The 16,761-nt window shown below is 49.2% G+C and carries 16 protein-coding genes; 7 read left to right on the top strand and 9 right to left on the bottom strand.

Annotated features, from left to right (window positions below; genetic code table 11):
- Positions 1–60: 60 nt before the first annotated feature.
- Entirely contained in the window at positions 61–1,623 is a 1,563-nt protein-coding gene (locus tag ACXAH1_RS18470) for a lytic transglycosylase (RefSeq protein WP_253048409.1), read from the top strand.
- 46 nt (positions 1,624–1,669) lie between these two features.
- Here the strand turns inward: ACXAH1_RS18470 and ACXAH1_RS18465 are convergent, their stop codons facing one another.
- From ACXAH1_RS18465 to ACXAH1_RS18455, 3 genes are read right to left on the bottom strand one after another with little or no spacing between them, the layout of a single operon-like run.
- Positions 1,670–2,113 carry a flavodoxin domain-containing protein gene (locus ACXAH1_RS18465; protein ID WP_475198661.1) on the bottom strand — a complete coding sequence of 148 codons (444 nt, stop codon included), beginning with the start codon at positions 2,111–2,113 and terminating at the stop codon, positions 1,670–1,672.
- Positions 2,113–2,847 carry a tRNA pseudouridine(65) synthase TruC gene (gene truC, locus ACXAH1_RS18460; RefSeq protein WP_475198660.1) on the bottom strand — a complete coding sequence of 245 codons (735 nt, stop codon included), beginning with the start codon at positions 2,845–2,847 and terminating at the stop codon, positions 2,113–2,115. Before truC ends, ACXAH1_RS18465 begins: the two co-directional genes overlap by 1 nt.
- 7 nt (positions 2,848–2,854) lie before the next feature.
- Complete coding sequence (locus tag ACXAH1_RS18455; RefSeq protein WP_475198659.1) at positions 2,855–3,166, bottom strand: YqcC family protein; 312 nt, start codon at positions 3,164–3,166, stop codon at positions 2,855–2,857.
- 134 nt (positions 3,167–3,300) lie between these two features.
- Between ACXAH1_RS18455 and ACXAH1_RS18450 the strand changes: the two genes are divergently transcribed.
- Entirely contained in the window at positions 3,301–4,332 is a 1,032-nt protein-coding gene (locus tag ACXAH1_RS18450) for a DUF3549 family protein (protein ID WP_475198657.1), read from the top strand.
- The gene (locus ACXAH1_RS18445; protein WP_054015437.1) at positions 4,329–4,631 is read left to right on the top strand and encodes a DUF3301 domain-containing protein; all 303 of its coding nucleotides are present in this window, start codon (positions 4,329–4,331) and stop codon (positions 4,629–4,631) included. Before ACXAH1_RS18450 ends, ACXAH1_RS18445 begins: the two co-directional genes overlap by 4 nt.
- 1,204 nt (positions 4,632–5,835) lie before the next feature.
- Here the strand turns inward: ACXAH1_RS18445 and ACXAH1_RS18440 are convergent.
- Positions 5,836–6,492: a GNAT family N-acetyltransferase gene (locus ACXAH1_RS18440; RefSeq protein ID WP_475198656.1), complete on the bottom strand. Its 657-nt coding sequence runs from the start codon at positions 6,490–6,492 to the stop codon at positions 5,836–5,838.
- Positions 6,493–6,597: 105 nt separating this feature from the next.
- Between ACXAH1_RS18440 and ACXAH1_RS18435 the strand changes: the two genes are divergently transcribed.
- The 3 genes from ACXAH1_RS18435 to ACXAH1_RS18425 all read left to right on the top strand — a co-directional run bounded on the left by ACXAH1_RS18435 (position 6,598) and on the right by ACXAH1_RS18425 (position 8,054).
- Positions 6,598–6,825, top strand: coding sequence for a DUF2789 domain-containing protein (locus ACXAH1_RS18435; RefSeq protein WP_253048415.1), 228 nt, complete (start codon positions 6,598–6,600; stop codon positions 6,823–6,825).
- Positions 6,826–7,006: 181 nt separating this feature from the next.
- The gene (locus ACXAH1_RS18430) at positions 7,007–7,279 is read left to right on the top strand and encodes a hypothetical protein (RefSeq protein WP_253048616.1); all 273 of its coding nucleotides are present in this window, start codon (positions 7,007–7,009) and stop codon (positions 7,277–7,279) included.
- A gap of 1 nt (position 7,280) precedes the next feature.
- Complete coding sequence (locus ACXAH1_RS18425; protein ID WP_253048416.1) at positions 7,281–8,054, top strand: Zn-ribbon-containing protein; 774 nt, start codon at positions 7,281–7,283, stop codon at positions 8,052–8,054.
- Between the two features lie 50 nt (positions 8,055–8,104).
- Here ACXAH1_RS18425 and syd read toward each other — a convergent pair whose 3' ends face one another.
- Positions 8,105–8,650, bottom strand: coding sequence for a SecY-interacting protein (syd, locus tag ACXAH1_RS18420; protein WP_475198653.1), 546 nt, complete (start codon positions 8,648–8,650; stop codon positions 8,105–8,107).
- Between the two features lie 61 nt (positions 8,651–8,711).
- Between syd and queF the strand changes: the two genes are divergently transcribed.
- Positions 8,712–9,557, top strand: coding sequence for an NADPH-dependent 7-cyano-7-deazaguanine reductase QueF (gene queF, locus ACXAH1_RS18415; protein WP_475198652.1), 846 nt, complete (start codon positions 8,712–8,714; stop codon positions 9,555–9,557).
- Here the strand turns inward: queF and ACXAH1_RS18410 are convergent.
- From ACXAH1_RS18410 to ACXAH1_RS18395, 4 genes are read right to left on the bottom strand one after another with little or no spacing between them, the layout of a single operon-like run.
- Positions 9,544–10,458: a peptidylprolyl isomerase gene (locus ACXAH1_RS18410; RefSeq protein WP_475198651.1), complete on the bottom strand. Its 915-nt coding sequence runs from the start codon at positions 10,456–10,458 to the stop codon at positions 9,544–9,546. The genes queF and ACXAH1_RS18410 overlap by 14 nt on opposite strands.
- Positions 10,361–11,293 carry a hypothetical protein gene (locus ACXAH1_RS18405; RefSeq protein ID WP_475198650.1) on the bottom strand — a complete coding sequence of 311 codons (933 nt, stop codon included), beginning with the start codon at positions 11,291–11,293 and terminating at the stop codon, positions 10,361–10,363. Before ACXAH1_RS18405 ends, ACXAH1_RS18410 begins: the two co-directional genes overlap by 98 nt.
- Positions 11,293–15,009 (bottom strand): translocation/assembly module TamB domain-containing protein, encoded by a 3,717-nt coding sequence (locus ACXAH1_RS18400; RefSeq protein WP_475198649.1) that lies wholly within the window; start codon positions 15,007–15,009, stop codon positions 11,293–11,295. Before ACXAH1_RS18400 ends, ACXAH1_RS18405 begins: the two co-directional genes overlap by 1 nt.
- Positions 15,009–16,745, bottom strand: coding sequence for an autotransporter assembly complex protein TamA (locus tag ACXAH1_RS18395; RefSeq protein WP_475198648.1), 1,737 nt, complete (start codon positions 16,743–16,745; stop codon positions 15,009–15,011). The genes ACXAH1_RS18400 and ACXAH1_RS18395 overlap by 1 nt, the downstream gene beginning before the upstream one ends.
- Positions 16,746–16,761 lie beyond the last annotated feature (16 nt).

Genomic DNA, 16,761 nt, shown 5'->3' with positions numbered 1-16,761 from the left:
TTTTAGCTGTGGATTTTTCTGCGGCGCCGTACCCTGACAATGGATCAATGACCGAGTTTTATGAAAAAGCCTCTCTTGCTGCTGGTAGTATCAGCACTGCTGAGCGGTTGTCAAACTACGTTCGACAGCCCGACAATTGAACAAGCCGAACAACTGGATCATGCCAGTCCGGCCGAGATCAGCGACACTCTGATGAGTGCCATCCAGGAACCTGTGGAAGCTGATGAGCCACCACCGGTGTTCGACGACGTCTGGGAGCGGATCCGCTATCAGTTGTCTATTGATGTGCCGCAAAATCGCCCCGTAGTCGCAGAGCGTAACTATTATCAGCGCCATCAGGCTTATCTGGATCGTATTTCAAAACGCGCTGAGCCGTACCTTTATTATATCGTTGAGGAAGTAGAAAAACGCGAAATGCCGATTGAAATCGCACTGTTACCAATTGTGGAAAGTGCCTTCGATCCATTCGGGTATTCTCATCGCAGCGCATCCGGGATTTGGCAGTTTATGCCACAAACCGGCGAGCGCTTCGACCTTAAACAGAACTGGTGGTATGACGGTCGTCGCGACATCGTCCAGTCAACACGAGCCGCTCTGGATTATCTCACTTACCTGCATAAAACCCTGGAAGGAGACTGGCTCAATGCCATTGCGGCCTATAACTCAGGCGAAGGCCGTCTGCTCAAGGCGATCCGTAAAAATCGCAAAAAGCACCTGCCAACCGATTTCTGGTCCTTGGATCTGCCACGCGAAACCACAGCCTACGTACCTAAGTTGCTTGCTCTGTCTGACTTGTTAAAACGCCAGGATGAGTTCAATGTTAAATGGAACAAGATAATCAACGCACAGGTCGTTGATACAGTCGAAGTGGGTTCACAAATCGATTTAGCACTGGCTGCCGAAATGGCCGATATGTCACTCACTGAACTGTATCGTTTGAACCCGGGGTTTAACCGCTGGGCAACCGATCCGAACGGGCCACATACCTTGTTGCTGCCGGCAGATAAAATCGAAGCTTTCCAGACTCGCCTGGCCAATACCCCGATCAAAGACCGCTTGCGCTGGCAATATTATACGGTCGCCCGGGGTGACAGCCTGTCAGTCATAGCCAAGAAGTTTTCAACCAGCACCAGTGCGATTCGCTCCCTGAACAAGCTGGATTCACACATGATCCGGGTTGGTCAGAAACTGTTGGTCCCGCTGAGCGACGGCGAGTTACAAAGTGAGCACTTACCAGATGCCGTGCGCAGCGCTGCGAACAAAGCAACACGTAATAAAAAAACCCACACGGTCACCAGTGGTGATACCTTATGGGACATTAGCCGCGAATATGACGTTACTGTGGCACAGCTTGCTAAGTGGAATAAACTAAAGGCCAATGCAGTCCTTAAGCTTGGCCAAAAGCTCACCATTTATCAGACTCAAACAGCCACTCAGCCCGTTGCGAACACAACTGAGCGCACCATTACCTATAAGGTTCGTAAAGGAGATTCTCTGGCACGGATCGCGGCTAAGTTTAACCTGACTGTCAGTGAAATCGTGAAGTGGAATAAGCTTGCGGGTCAGAAATATCTCTACCCTGGCCAAAAGCTGAAACTGACCGTTGATGTCAAAAGCTCATAACGTAAAAAGCCGCTGACAACAGCGGCCTTTTTGTCGGTTCGTCAAATCAAAAGTGTTGCAGCCACTTCTGTAGCCAAGGTGAAACCGCTTCATAAGGTTCAAAATGCTCACATGCATCGACATCCAGACGAGGCTCAGCCACAGTCGCATTCAGCTCTTGAATTAGTGCATCGATCTGACGTCCGGCGCCACAAAAGGTGTCCCCATAGCTACTGTCACCCAGGGCAATAACTCCGACTGTCTTGCCCGTCAGCATAGGAAACTGACTTTGCATTTGCAGTATCAAAGGTAACAGGTTATCCGGAATATCGCCTTGTCCGGTTGTCGAAGAAATAAACAGCAGGTTTTCTGCTGACTGAACTTGTTGCAAAGTGGGTACTTCGGCAATTGTTGCAGTATGACCTAGCTGTTCAATGTCATTTTTAACCTCAACCGCCAGATTTTCTGCATTGCCAAATACTGAACCGACAAAAAGTGTAATGGATGCCATTATAGGTAGTCCTTTTCTGTACTCGGCCAGCCCAGTTGCCTGCATAAATTCAACATTTCCTCTCCCAGACTGGCGCGAATGATGATGGGTTGTTGACTATAAGGATGCAAAAACTTCAGTTCAGTTGCAAATAACATCAGGCGGCGAATGCCAAAATGATCCTGAAAAAAGTGGTTCTGCTTGTTATCCCCATGATTTACATCGCCAATAATGGGGTGATTAAGATGGTTGAGGTGGCGACGGATCTGATGTTTGCGACCCGTTTTTGGAAAACACTCAACCAGGGAGTAGCGAATACTGGGGTATTTACCCAGAGGAATATCCAGCGTTGCCTGATGTAAGCAGTTGAACTGGGTCTGTGCTTCCTGAGGTGCTTTATCCTGATCGGCAAACTTGTCGGCAATTTTATCTAACTGCTCTTTCAGCGGTTTATCGACATACACGTCTTCAGGAGCAAAGCCACGTACTAAAGCCAGATAACGCTTTTGCACTGTGCCATCGATGAATACCTGATTCATATCCCGTGCCGCTTCGGAACTTAACGCAAACAACAGAACGCCCGAGGTAGGCCGGTCGAGTCTATGAACAGGAAACACATGCTGCCCAAGCTGATCGCGCAGCATCTGCATTGCAAATTGGGTTTCACGTTTGTCGAGAAACGAGCGGTGAACCAGCAATCCTGAAGGCTTGTTGATAGCCACATAGTGCTCATCCTGATAAATGATTTCTAGCATACTGCGACTACTCCGAAACGGCCAAATCTAGTCGTTGCAATACACTCAGTAACACTGCCAATTTAGGATGCTGTGCGAGGCTGACTTCTGCCATCGGAGCAATAGCCATATTGGCGGGTAATGCTGATCCGCTTTGCAATAGCGCACGCATCTTGACGACAAAGACAAACTGTAACCATTGTTCGAAACGTAGCGTATCGCAGCAAAATGGTTGAGTAGAGCGTAACGCCTCAACCGGAACAGGCGTTGCCTGCCAAAGTTCAGCCTGACGCAGCGTATGCTCCAATTCGTCCAGCAGGCGCCATACAGGGTGATCCATAGTGCTTCCTCACACAAATATAAAAGCGATATTATACCTCATCAACCCCCAACGTTTGTATCTTTATGGCTGCTCTTATCAGTCACTGAGAATAAAGCTATAATCGCGCTTCAACGCAATTAAGTGAGATGATAATGACAGCGCAAATTACGACTTTAGGTGAACTACTGACTTCAGCTGGCACGCAATGGCGCGCCTATGATATTGGCCGTCGCATAACCAAAATCGATAAAAAGCAGTTTGCGCAGATCGAAACCACTCAGGTTCCTTACCCCTATCCGCTTGCAGGTCATGCATTGCTGGCAATCCAGTTTTGGGATAACCAGGCAACCCAGGACCCTTATGTGTGGTTTTTAAAACTTCCGTTGGATGAACAAAGTAAGCTGGTTGCCGCCAGCCGCGATCACTTTGCCTCTATGGTGATTGATGCAATAGGCACTCAACTGACCGGTGAAGATGCGCAGGGTAAACTGGATAATAATCCGTATGTCTATGCGCCCAACGCAAATAAGCTCGCCGCATTTAATGCGTTATTGAAAACGGAATTAAAGCGGCCTGCATCGCAATACTATGAGTACGCTGAGCTCTACTTTGCTCAGAAGCTGGGGTTAGATCAGTGGCAAAACCTGGCGGTACAGGGCCTGGCAGATTTTGCGATGCGTCTGGATCACGGCAGCAATCGGGACAATTTAAAAGCCAGCTGGTCACAACTTCCTCAAACGGTTCAATCACCTTTAGCAGCGATGTTAGAGCATGTAGCCATTGGTGTTGAGCTGACAGAACACTTACTCAGTGGCCTGAAAACAGCTGTGGCTAAAAATGATCTGACAGCCTGTGTTAACCATCTTAGAGCTTTGTCCGGCAGCCACAGCCTGGGGCTTATCGCCGAAGCCGTAGATACTATTCTGGATTCGCCTTTGGCAGCACACGCCGACCTGCAACTGACCATAACCGGACGTTGCTGGGAAACATTGACCGAGACACACAGGTTAATCAAGCTGATGGACCAGGCAGCCCACAACACCGATGTAGAGGGGCTATTTGAAAGCATTTTCGCCGACTTGGTTGCAATTCCGGTTTTGCGCCCACATGTCTTAGCTCTACTTAGAACAGAAAATCGCAGTGAAACACTGTCAAAAGCGATAGGCAGGCTATTTAAACGATGATCACTCTTTGGCTTTTTATTCTTATCGGCGCAATCATTGCGTTCTTTTGGTTTGGCCGCCAGATAGCAGAAGCGGCGCAGCAGCATGCAATTGGTCAGGCTGAAAAACTGAACGTACAGCTACTTAGTGTCGCCTGTGTTAAACGCAGGCTCGCAGTGCTGAGCAATGGAAAACTGGGAATAAAAAGTCAATTTGCTTTTGAGTTCAGTTCAGATCAGCAAAGTGCCTACACCGGCACTATGTACCTGGAAAACCTGCGCCTGAAGAAAATGGACATCCCACCTCATCGCATGATGTAGTAGATGCACCGTGAATTGGTGAGTAGCTGATTAGATAGATCTTTCGATTTTGGAAAACGTACCTGTTCAATCAGGTATCAGGTTAACGTATTAGCTAACTGCACAGTCAGGCTAACAGACAAGCATAAAAAAACCAAGGCGTAACCCTTGCGCTACGCCCCAATCTGACGAATTTCCTGGGAGGTATCCGATACCTCTGCTTACAACAAACTAGCAAGCCGCCAAGCTTCATCATCCCCTGAACGGGTATACATCCTGACACACCCGATCTTCTTCCCTGACTTCATCCGATAGGTTACGTCCTGTAGATATCCTTACCGCATCCAAGCACATCCTTTGTCTTACAGTATGACTTTGTTCACACCGTTCGACTCTTCTTCCCTATTCCTTTTATAAACAACATCCTGTTGTGTCCTGAGTCATCCTGACTCTATCCACTTCGCTTATCCTAAGCGCTCCTAACATCCTTTGTTCAACATCGTCCTGATGTTTCCTGAGTCATCCTGACTCTGTCCACTTCGCTTATCCTAAGCGCTCCTAACATCCTTTGTTCAACATCGTCCTGATGTTTCCTGAGCCATCCTGACTCTGTCCACTTCGCTTATCCTAAGCGCTCCTAACATCCTTTGTTCAACATCGTCCTGATGTATCCTGAGCCATCCTGACTCTGTCCACTTCGCTTATCCTAAGCGCTCCTAACATCCTTTGTTCAACATCGTCCTGATGTTTCCTGAACCATCCTGACTCTGTCCACTTCGCTTATCCTAAGCGCTCCTAACACCCTTTGTTCAACATCGTCCTGATGTTTCCTGAACCATCCTGGCTCTGTCCACTTCGCTTATCCTAAGCGCTCCAAACATCCTTTGTTCAACATCGTCCTGATGTTTCCTGAATCATCCTGGCTCTGTCCACTTCGCTTATCCTAAGCGCTCCTAACATCCTTTGTTCAACATCGTCCTGATGTTTCCTGAACCATCCTGGCTCTGTCCACTTCACCTCTTCCTGGCGCTGATGTCCTTCCGTCCTTGAACACGATTAAGTTTACGCAATCCTGGCCGTCAGAAAAGGCGCTTTTTCTGATAGTTTTTTAAGTCATCAAGTTGAAATAAAAACAAAATAAATATAAATCATTAACTTAGTGTCAAGTGAGGGGTTAAATCAGCAGGTCTAAAACGCCTTGACCTACATCCATGTGAGAAAAGTCTCACAGCGTTTTTTCCATAATGGCCGCTCGAGTTTTAAACAGCAATTCCCCCTGTACTGATCTGAAAGTTAAAACCTGATGCTTTTCATATCCATGCTCTTGAAAAAACGCATGTTGGTTAGGTTCTGAGACAAACACCCCAAGGCCTGTGGCAAGTGGGTTCTCTTTCACCAATTCGTCCAGCGCGCTAAGCAAATGGTGCCCCAGACCTTGCCCCTGATATTGCGGCTCTACCGCAATAAAAGACAGAAAATAGTAATGCCCCTGTTCAGACAGTGCTTCACGGATGGTTTTCTCTTTATCAATCAGCTGCTGCGTTTGAAGATAGCCGGCACTCATCATGAGTCGCAACCGCCAGTCCCAGCGCCGCGACGCTTGCAATTCGGTTTGCGCTTCAAACACGCAGGCAATCGCAAGCAAAGATTGTCCCTGATATAGTCCAATCAGTGGCTGGGCTGATTGGCCAAAGCAAGACAGTTCCTCGCGGATCAATGCACGTAAGCGCGATTCATAGCTTTGCTCATCGGATCCACCCAGAACACCTTTAAACAACTTGTCATCATGGTAGGCTCGATACAACAGACTAGCTGCAACAGTACTGTCTTCCGGGTGTAAGTGTTTAATTGTCAATTGTGTAACGGATGCTGGGTTAGTCATGGAGTGTCCTTGTTTTTTGTTTTGATTATCCGACGATAATTTACTTGGTCGGTGTCGTAAATCTACTATAGTTATAGCGTACTTTTTAAACAAAAAGAGGGGCGTATGGATACTAGTGTACATAATCTGAAAAACTTGTTTGCACAACTCGGGTTGGATAACAGCGATGCCAAAATTGAGGCCTTTTTCAGTCAACACAGTCTACCCAGTGATATGTTGCTAGCCGAAGCCCCATTTTGGAATGAAGGGCAAAAACATTTTATTGAAGAGTCACTTCAAGAAGATGCTGACTGGAGTGAAGTAATAGACGAGCTGGATGCGCGATTGCGCTGAGCGTGCCTGGACAGTATGCAAGTGTTAAATAAACCTGTGTGCGGCCCGGCATAGGTTCGCATGTTAGTCCGGCGGCTTTTGATGACCCATCAAAACAGCTTAATACAGACTGTTTTACTGGTGATGTTCTGCGGGCTAAGATGTTACAATGCGCTCAGTTTTTGTTTCCAGAGGGTACACTATGCATCCCGCCGTTTTAAACGCCATTGCCACACTCGTTGCACAGGGCAAAACCCCCACAGTTGCCACTACTAAAGCCAAACTGGCGGAGCCTGTGGCTATGCCATTGATCATAGCGGGACTGACCACATACAAGAATAACCCAGAAATACTGTCAACATGCGATGACAAACCCAGCCAGCGTGATAAGTCTGAACAACCCGGTTCAGAGACACAACTTGACCGTATTGAAGCTAAGCTGGATAAGCTGATTGCCCTGCTGGAGTCTCGTTAATATGTTTGTGGTTGATCTTACCTTTGACTGTTATCAGGACACCACCCTTGAAAAAGCAGAGCAGGCAATCAACAGGCTCGTCAATGCACTGCGTTTTAACGGCCAAATCATCGGAGATGAATTTCCTACAGTATTAAAAGAAGGGTTCTTTATCACGCGGGTAATGTGCCCGCTCGAAGATTCGTTGCATCCGCTCCACCACAGCCCCTTTGTGAAACATGCCATTGAGCAGCTGCAGCAAGCAGGATTACTGGCCCCCAAAGTCAAAGTGATAGGCCAGGATATTCATGCTAATGGTGCCGACCAGTGTCAATCCCCCTCAAGCTATATCCTCTATACCACCTATGTGCACACATGTAGTCCGTTATATTGTGGGGATGACTTCCAGCCAATTCCTTTGTATACCATTCCGGCTATTGCGAATGGCGATTATAAGGCTTTGATTAAATGGCAAGAAGACTGGCAGGCCTGTGACCAGATCCAGATAAACGGGGCAACCCGGTGCGAATTTGCCGCACTCAATGAACTGACAAGCCTCGACAGCGATCTTACCCGACGTGGGCTGGACCTAAGTAAACGTATTCGTTACCTCACCAAAAAACCGGTGTATTATTATTTATACCGGGTTGGCGGAGAAAGCCTCGCTCAGGAAAAAGCACGCACCTGTCCGGGCTGTGACGCTGACTGGGCATTAGAAGCGCCCTGGTTTGGTATTTTTGATTTTAAATGTGATGCCTGCGAACTGGTGTCTAATATATCCTGGGACTTTCAGTAGCAGAAAAGGTGACGTCCTTGTGCGTCACCTCAAACGCCAACATCACACGATTAAAACTGTGCCGATAGTTGACTTAAAAATGCTGTCAGGTTAGGCGCAAGTACTTTGTGCGGCGCTTTACCTACCCGCTCAAGACAAACCTCTCCTGTGCCTAGCTGCACCGTAATCAATACATCTTCCTGTGCAGTCAGGCCAATAAAGACCGTATCTTCTTGCTTGAGACGTCGCTTCATCAACACATGACCCGTGATATTTTGTTGTAAACGCTCAAAGTCTTCTTCATTCCAGGCTTGCAGCAACTCTACTTCTTCACCGTCCAGCGCGACCAATATATTGCCCGCGTAAGTCGCGCCATAAAATTCATTCAGCTCTGAGCTAAACTGGGTTTCCAGCGCATTGGCCAGTGCATTGAAGTCACCACATGGCGTTCTGGGCACCGCCTGCCACGCTATCAGACCATCACCTCTGGGTTCTCCAGTTTCACACGGGCTGGGCCATTGTGCGTCATGCTGGATCAATGGCCAGTGGCCCTGTGATTGCTGTACCGAGTTGGCAAATTTATCATGAAGTTCGAGGATCAAAGTGCTCACGCTCATACTGCTATTCTCGCTCATTATTCGCTATAATCGGGGCCATTGTAACTACTAATGGATCAACATGACAGACTACAATAACGCCCCCGAGTTAAAAGCTTCCGTACTGGGCAAGACCACAGAATACGCCAGTCACTATGACCCAAGTCTGCTTCACCCCATTGCGCGCAAGCTCAATCGTGACCAGATAGCCGTAGACGAGCAGGCGTTACCGTTTTTTGGCGAAGACATCTGGCATGGCTATGAACTGTCCTGGCTGAATCACAAAGGTAAACCACAGGTTGCTATTGCCCGATTTGTCTTCCCCTGTCAGAGCAGTCATATTATCGAATCCAAATCATTTAAGCTGTATCTGAATAGTTTCAATCAGAGCAAGTTTGCCAGCTTTGAAGCGGTGCAAGAGGCATTGCAACAAGACTTATCTGCAGCAGCCCAGTGCGATGTCGACGTCACCCTGTATGGCCCAGACGACCATGACTGTTTACCCTTTTCTGCCCTCCCGGGAGAGTGTATCGATGAGCTGGATATTTCGGTAGATGATTACAGTCCCCGTGATGGCTTGCTGGCGCAAGAGAGTGACATTCAAGTCACTGAAACCTTGCACAGCCACCTGCTTAAGTCTAACTGTCTGATCACCTCGCAGCCAGACTGGGCAAGTATCGTGATCCGATATGAAGGGAAGAAGATTTGCCGGGAGTCTTTGCTGCGTTATTTAATCTCATTTCGGGATCATAATGAGTTTCACGAGCAATGTGTTGAGCGTATTTATTGTGATTTGTTGCGTGCATTTGAACCAGACAAACTCGAAGTCTATGCAAGATATACGCGCCGAGGCGGCCTGGATATAAACCCATTCCGCTCCAGCGAGCAAAATAAGACGACCTTTAACGTCCGGATCAATCGTCAATAAATGCCTTCACCGGCACGGTGATCGCGCACACATCGGTATGATTGGCCTGGTGTAAAAACCAGGCTTCAGGGCGGTTCTGTCGCGCCGCGATCAGCGCCCGAAATGCATCGCTCTGTGTGTTAAATACCATAAAGCGTTGCTTGTCTTGTGTGTCTGCCAGTACCTCAACAGCCACAATAGGGTTGAAAGCCTGCCCAGCGGTTGGCGTTCTGTGTAGCCGCTGAACGTGCTCCATTCCTGCTAATACGCGGCCAAACACAGTAGTATTTAAATCCAGATAACGCTGTGCAGTTAACGTAAAATAGAATTCACTGCCACCACTGTCTGCACTGTTCTGACGCGCCATTGCAAACGTGCCGGGGCAATGTGTTTGCCACGTACGCTTGCCATCTTCACTCTGTGCCACCGCAAACCCATTTAAAAAGCCTGTTCGGGGGGCATAGCCATCATCCAGCCCCAGCTCTGTGATAGTAAGGGCCTCACTTGTGGTGTAGAAAAACTCCGCAGCAATGCTTTTTTTCCCATCAACAGGCTGTTTCTTGTCATCCTGGTCGCCACCTTGTGCAACAAAGCCCTCGACAAAGCGATACATATTGAGGCCCTGATAGAAGCCCTCCCGTGCCAGTGCTTTAATATTGTCGACATGCCCTGGCGCCAGCAGGGGATTCAGCTCAACGTAAACCGGGCCTGTTGGCAGGGTGATCTTAAGCATGTTATCCGCAGCAACTAATCGCCAGTCATCTTTGCCTGCCTTGGCTATGATGTTAGCCGGTGAGCGCTGCTCTTGTGTTATCGTGATGCTGTCAGTCTGTGCTTGCTTGTCTGTCGACTGGCAAGCAGTGAGCATGAGCATAGCTGCCAGGCCCACCGCTTGGTTTATGTTGTGTGTTATTATTGTCATTGTGTTTTCCTGGTTGATACCACAGTTCGCTGCGTGACAAAGGTGTCTTGGCAGACAAGGTCGGGTTGGGCAGGGTCAGCCGCATCCGCCTGGCTAAATCCAGTTGCTCCAGTTTTTTTGCAAAGTGGCTGCGAAACAACCACTCGAAGCAGCCATCAGCAATAGCCTGCTCCAGACCGGACTCTAACAAAGTATGTAACTGAATATTGTTTTTATCGACAAACAGATAGACGGCAGAAGGATAATGTATCAGCAGATGGGGATGCACCATGACGTCAGTTCGTGCCGAAAAATCTTCGGCTGCCAGTATATCCAGAGGCACCACATCCAGCCGCCTGTTACTCAGCATGGTCATCGCTTTTTCTGTGTCGTGAAATGCCACCACCTGAAATCCATTACGCTCAAACACTGCTCTGTCAGGCCAGTCATGGCGAAGCCCAAACAGCAGTGGCTTGAGCTGCCCCCAATGCTTGATATCCGAAAACTCAGCAGAGCGGTTGGCATCAACAAACAGAATGCGATACCCCAGTAGCCCTTTTACCAACGGAATACGTATCGCCAGTGCTTGTTGCTCTCTTTCCTTACTGGTCACAGACCAAAATACATCAATGCCCGATTGCTTACCAAGCAGACGCACAGCCCGAGTTTGCGTTGGGATACCTGCAACGGTTTTTAAACTAACTGGTCTCGGCTGATAGGACAACGCCAACTCAATCAGCTGAAGCACATACGGATTAGCACCTGATGTCACTCGAATTTCTAGCGGTGCTCGTACTGTGTACGCCGCGCTCGAAAAGGTGGTGCCAAGTATCAGTGCCAACAAAAAACGGTGCATTACTCGTCCCAGTCAAATTTGTAAAGCAGATCAATACTTTTATACAAACCACTGGTCGCTTCAATATAAAATTTCGAAAAAATCCGGTAGCGCACCGCGACTTCACTTAGCGATGCAAAAACGCCCACCCGATAACTGACCTGGACGCTGGGAGTTAGATAACCCGACACTTCCACTTGAGTATCATCACCACTGCCCTTAGCCGACAGGTTTACATCCTGTATCCCTATGGTTTCGCCCGCTTTGGCAAAATATCCCTTGCTGCGATCTATACTCTGGGACAACAGAAACTGCGCCAGCATGGTATTGTTATTGCTCTGGCCATCGCCTAATGGCTGACCATTGAGCAGGTAAGCCAGTGCCTGAGCCTGGTCCATCGCAGGTTGTGAATAAATCACCAGCTCAGGACTGCGGATACTGCCTTTGACTTCAACTCCGGCCACAACACCATTGGCCGTTGTCTCAGGGTTACGAATTGCGCGCACATTTATATAAGGCTTGTCCAGCGGGCCATTGAAGCCCAGCTGGCCCGTTTCTATGCTCAGGTCCTGTCCAAATGCTTTGTACTGCCCTTCTCGCAAGTTGATCTCTCCACTGGCCAGCAAGGCCGAAGCGAGCTGCTTTTCCAGAGACAGCTCACCCGTCAGAAAAGCGTCCAGACCCAAGGCTTTAATTCTGACATCGTCAAGCAAACGCACGTCCAGATCGAGCCGATAATCCATCATCTGGGCCGACCGGGTGGGGCTGGTCTTATCAACGATGACCTGATCGTCGCTTACCGCGACCACTCCCTGGGGTAACTCTTCAATTTCTATGCGACCATAAGGCACAGTAAGCACCCCGGTTACCTCTGCATACTCACCGTTGTAACGCAATGACAAGTCTGGCGTTACATCCAGGGTGACACCCAGTTGCGGTGTCAAAGTTAACTGTTCACCATTGAGATTTAACTTTGCCCTCAGAGCGTTGTGCCAATCAACTTCACCGCTGAGCGCGACCTGACCTCGCGGCGCTGTGTTGAGCAGCCCAACCAGCTGAGCCTGCTGGCCATTCAATTGCAAATCAAGATCTAAGTCGCTAATGGCCAGAGGAAGCTCACTGGCTTTTAGCTGAATGTCTTGGGCGCTAAGCTGTCCGCTTAACTGCGGCAGTGTCAGCGCACCGTCGATGTTGACCTGACCCGCAATGACCCCCGTCAGTTCCAGATCTGGCCACAATAACCGGCGTAGCAAAGGCCTGAATTTACCCAACTCTATGCCTGCTATATTGACAAACCCGCGCACAGATTGAGGCTCGGCCTGCAATGGCATCAGCAGCTCACCATTAAAATGGCCTAACTTTCTGAGCGCCAGTTGCCAATTGGCTTTTGCCTCTCGGGCATCACTGTTCAGTGTCAGAGAAAATCGGTCTATTTCTAGAGGCAAGGTCGGTGCGGTCCCCTCCTCGCTATCGTCAAGCTGCTCCGGGGTTGCACCAAATATTGTGACCTGAGCGTCGGCCATAGCCAGTTGACCATCCAGTACCTCTAACTGGCCCTGTGACCATTTTGCCTTGGCATTGCCAGAGAATATCCCCTTTAGTTCAGCTAAGTTACTCAGCAACGGATTAAAGTGCGTCAGGTCCAGCTGCTGTAATTCAATACTCGCCTGACCCCGGGACCCATGCTCTGCCGCTAAGCAGAGCTGTCCGGGTGAGAGTGTCCAGCATTGACGCGCCACGATTATCTGATCCGCTTTCACCGTCAATTCCGCTGGTGACATCAACACCAATTCACTGTTGTCCAAGCGCAACATACCTGCATCCAGCTGACCAACCCAGGCCTGCTTAGCATACTGTCCACTGAATGTCAGATCGCCACTGCTACGTGAGTTTTCTACCTGTATTGTCAGCTGGTGGTGGTTCTGATCTCCTTGACCCGCCACATTGAGAGCTGTGGCAGGTAAATCCCCCGTAGTCACTGCGGACAAAGACACGTTCAGATCGGTCAACCAATCTTTGGCTATATCCAAAGAGAGTGCCAACTTACCTCCGATTGCCGATATATCCTGATACACAAGTTTGTCCAGCTGGCTGCGTAATGTGAGGTTTGGCGCATTAACCGGTCCGGTTGCAGTAAATTGTCCCGACAGTTGCACATCCACCGGCAACACTGCATTTTTTTGGTGAGCCAGAGACAACTCGCCATGCACATCCAGTTGCTCATTGGCTGTGCCCGACAGGATGATCTGGCTGTCTCCATAACTTAGCCGGGCGGTCTGGATCTCGCCATGTAAATCACTATTTACGTTACCTCGGGCAACCAGCTGCAAAGGTAAGGCGGCCAGCTGTCCGCTGAGCGCCAATTCATTAACCTGCGCCCGCCACAGCTGGCCATGCTTGGAAAAATCAAGCTGATAAGCCCCTGATAACTGGGTCTCATCCAGCTTCAGCCAGGCACCCAAAGGCAAGGCATGTAACTCCCCCTCTATCTGGCTTCGCAACCCATCTTGCCAGCTCACCTGAGCACTGAGCTGGGTATGCGCTTCACCCAATGTGAGTTCGGCCTTTTGTAACGTCAAAGCAGTGAGCCCGCCAGACGCTGCCAGTTGTATATCCAGCTCAGGGTCAGCTAAATCAAGTTGCTCACTCAGTTGCACGCTGGCATGTGCATTGACTAAATAGTCAACCGCAGTCCCTTGCGCGTCGAGTGACAGCTTTTGCAGTGTATTGCCTGAACCCAGAGCAAGTTGCTCGGTGTTTACTGTGAGTGAGAAAGGCCAGTTTGGCACTGCCGGACTCACACTCAACGCGATTTTTCCCTGTGCATTACCAGACAGTGTGGCAGACAGGTCTAGTTGATTAAGGTCACCAGTAAATGCAAGTGTGCCCTGGTAATCGGAATGTTCATAGTCTATTCCCCCCGACACAGCCCAGCGGCTTAAGTCTGCCTGCGCTGCCAGAGCCAGTTGATGTGTCAGATAAGACAGTGATAAATGGTGGATCGACAACTCGGACTGCTCAGCAGCGGCACTGAGTCGAAGCTGCTTCAGGGCCTGCAACTCTCCCTCGTAAGGACGATAGCTAAGCTCAGCGACTGTAAACTGTTCAACACTGACAGCCAAGGGAAGTTTTATGGCGGGCAATGATAATGCGGGGATCGCTGTCGGTATAACAAAAGGAGCAGCAGGAGCTGGCGCGTCAATTTGCCTGATCTGTGCACGACTCAGAGCAAACTTTTTGACTTGAAAGCCCTGCTCATCAGCCCTGGCTGTCACTGCCAGCTTGCTGAGGTTTACCTTGTGTCCTGCTACCTTTAACTCTGCTGCCCCTAAACGAAATTGCTTGATAGCGACAGAAAATGGGAAGGACAATGGCGCTGCTTCAGTCGCTTGCTCAGGCTCGCCTGTTACCCCGGGCTCGCTGGCAGGCTTAGCCAGATGTAAGGTCACCTTGTCAGCACTGCCTGACAGACACAAGGTAGCGCAGCTAAACCAGTCAAGCGACAGGCTAAACTGACTGGCATGAAAGGTCGCCTGCTCGTTCTGAAATTGCACGTCCAGCACGGCATTGGACAGCAAACGCGCCTGAGGAGAGCTTACTTTTAAACCAGTTACACTGTGATTGGCCACCCAGACCAGTAGTTTGTGACCGGGCAATGTAAACAGCAAGCAAAACACCGTCACACAAAGGCCAATGACGGTGTAGCTAATACGGCGTAGCCAAGCTTTTAATCCCATTACATCTCCGGTCCAATGACAATACTTAAACGAGTGCTCTTACTGTCTTTGCTCAGCCCCCAGGCATGGTCCAGACGTATCGGTCCGACCGGCGTCAGATAGCGAATGCCAAATCCGGCACCTAATGCCCACTTTTCCTTAAAGTCATCCGTTGCAGTACCTGTGTCTACAAACAGAGCTACACGCCAGTTGGGCATAAACTGATAGTTATATTCTGCACTCGCAGTTGTAAGATATTTGCCACCCAGTAGCTTACCCTCGTCATCCCTTGGTGCCACAGACTGATAAGCAAATCCACGTACGCTCTGATCACCACCGGCAAAAAATCGCATATTAAAGGGCACAGCTTCAATGTCGTCAGTAATGATTGCCCCCGCTTCCAAACGGGTCAGAAAGAAGTGTCGTTGTGCTATGTTACGCAACCAGGCATTTTTCCAGCGCACTTTGACCAGGGAAGTAGAAGAAATCAAGGAGTCACTGGCCAGTTCGACGGAAATCAGCCGTTCATTGCCCCAGTACGGCAACATACCTCCCAGGCTCTGTTTTTTTGCATAGCTCACTCCGGGGATCAGCATTTCTGTTTTCAGTGTTTCGCCATCCTGTTCACTGGTTTCATGCTCACGTTTTAAAAACGCAGTGCGCACCCAGTTTCCGGATGTCAACCACTGCCGTTGCACCTGAATATTCCAGGTCTTGGTATCAACTCCTTCAGTCAGGTCGTCCTGTAACTGATATCCCCCCAGAATGCGAAATACATCGTTGTTTGGATCATCCACAGGGATTGTATAGGCACCACTGATATCTTGCTGACGCTGAGAAATATTGAGATCCGATGTCATGGAGTGTCCCCCACTCGTTACCCAGGGTTTGCTCCATTTAAAACGCGCTTTCGCACCTAAATCGGTACTGTACCCCCCGCCGACTTCATAGCTGTTGGCGGGTTTGTCGATCAGCTCAACGCGAATTGGGACAGTGCCTTGGTGCCTGAGTTTGAGCAAAGGGTAAACCCGAACACTCTGAAAATAGGGCGTTTCATTCAAAGTGAGGTTATATTGAGACAGCTTCTGGGCAGCATAAAACTCACCCGGGCTAAATGGGCTTAACGCTTTGGCAAACGCAACTGCTTTTGACTCTGCCGACAGACGTAATTCCCCAAACTGATATCTGGGCCCCGCCGACAGCGACAAGGTCGCAGAGGCCTGTTTTTGCGAGCGATCCACACTGAGCTGTTTTTTCAGCCACTGAAAATCAAAATAACCCAATTCCAGTAGCACACTTTCTATCTGAGCCTTAGTGGCTTCATAGCGGTCATGTCTGACCTGCTCACCGATTTGTATGGCACCATCAAGTAATCGTAAGCGCAATGCGTCGTCTTCAATTCCCTGCAGAGCAATCTCTACATGGTGCCAGTGCAATGCGACGCCAGGGTCCAGAATAAGGGCGACACGCCGGGTCTTTGGGTCAAACGATATGGTGAGCGCGTGGTGATAATACCCAAGCGCCTGTAATGCCTTAGTGATGTCTTTATCAATCAGCTTCTTTCTGCGTGGTGTAAACGGCTTACCAACATATGTACTCAGAAAGCGCATGACATTGTCATGTGCTTCATCTGATAACTCAGTGCCATTTGGCGCCTGACTTACAGTAAACTCGCTGATACCAGCTGAATCGCCGGCCCGTACCTGAAATGAAAAAAGAAGAACAACTAGAACGGCAATAAACGCAGATAAACGCACTAAATAACCCTAAAAT

Source organism: Pseudoalteromonas sp. AWH4_217, assembly GCF_056161105.1.
This window is presented reverse-complemented; position numbering and strand designations above follow the sequence as displayed.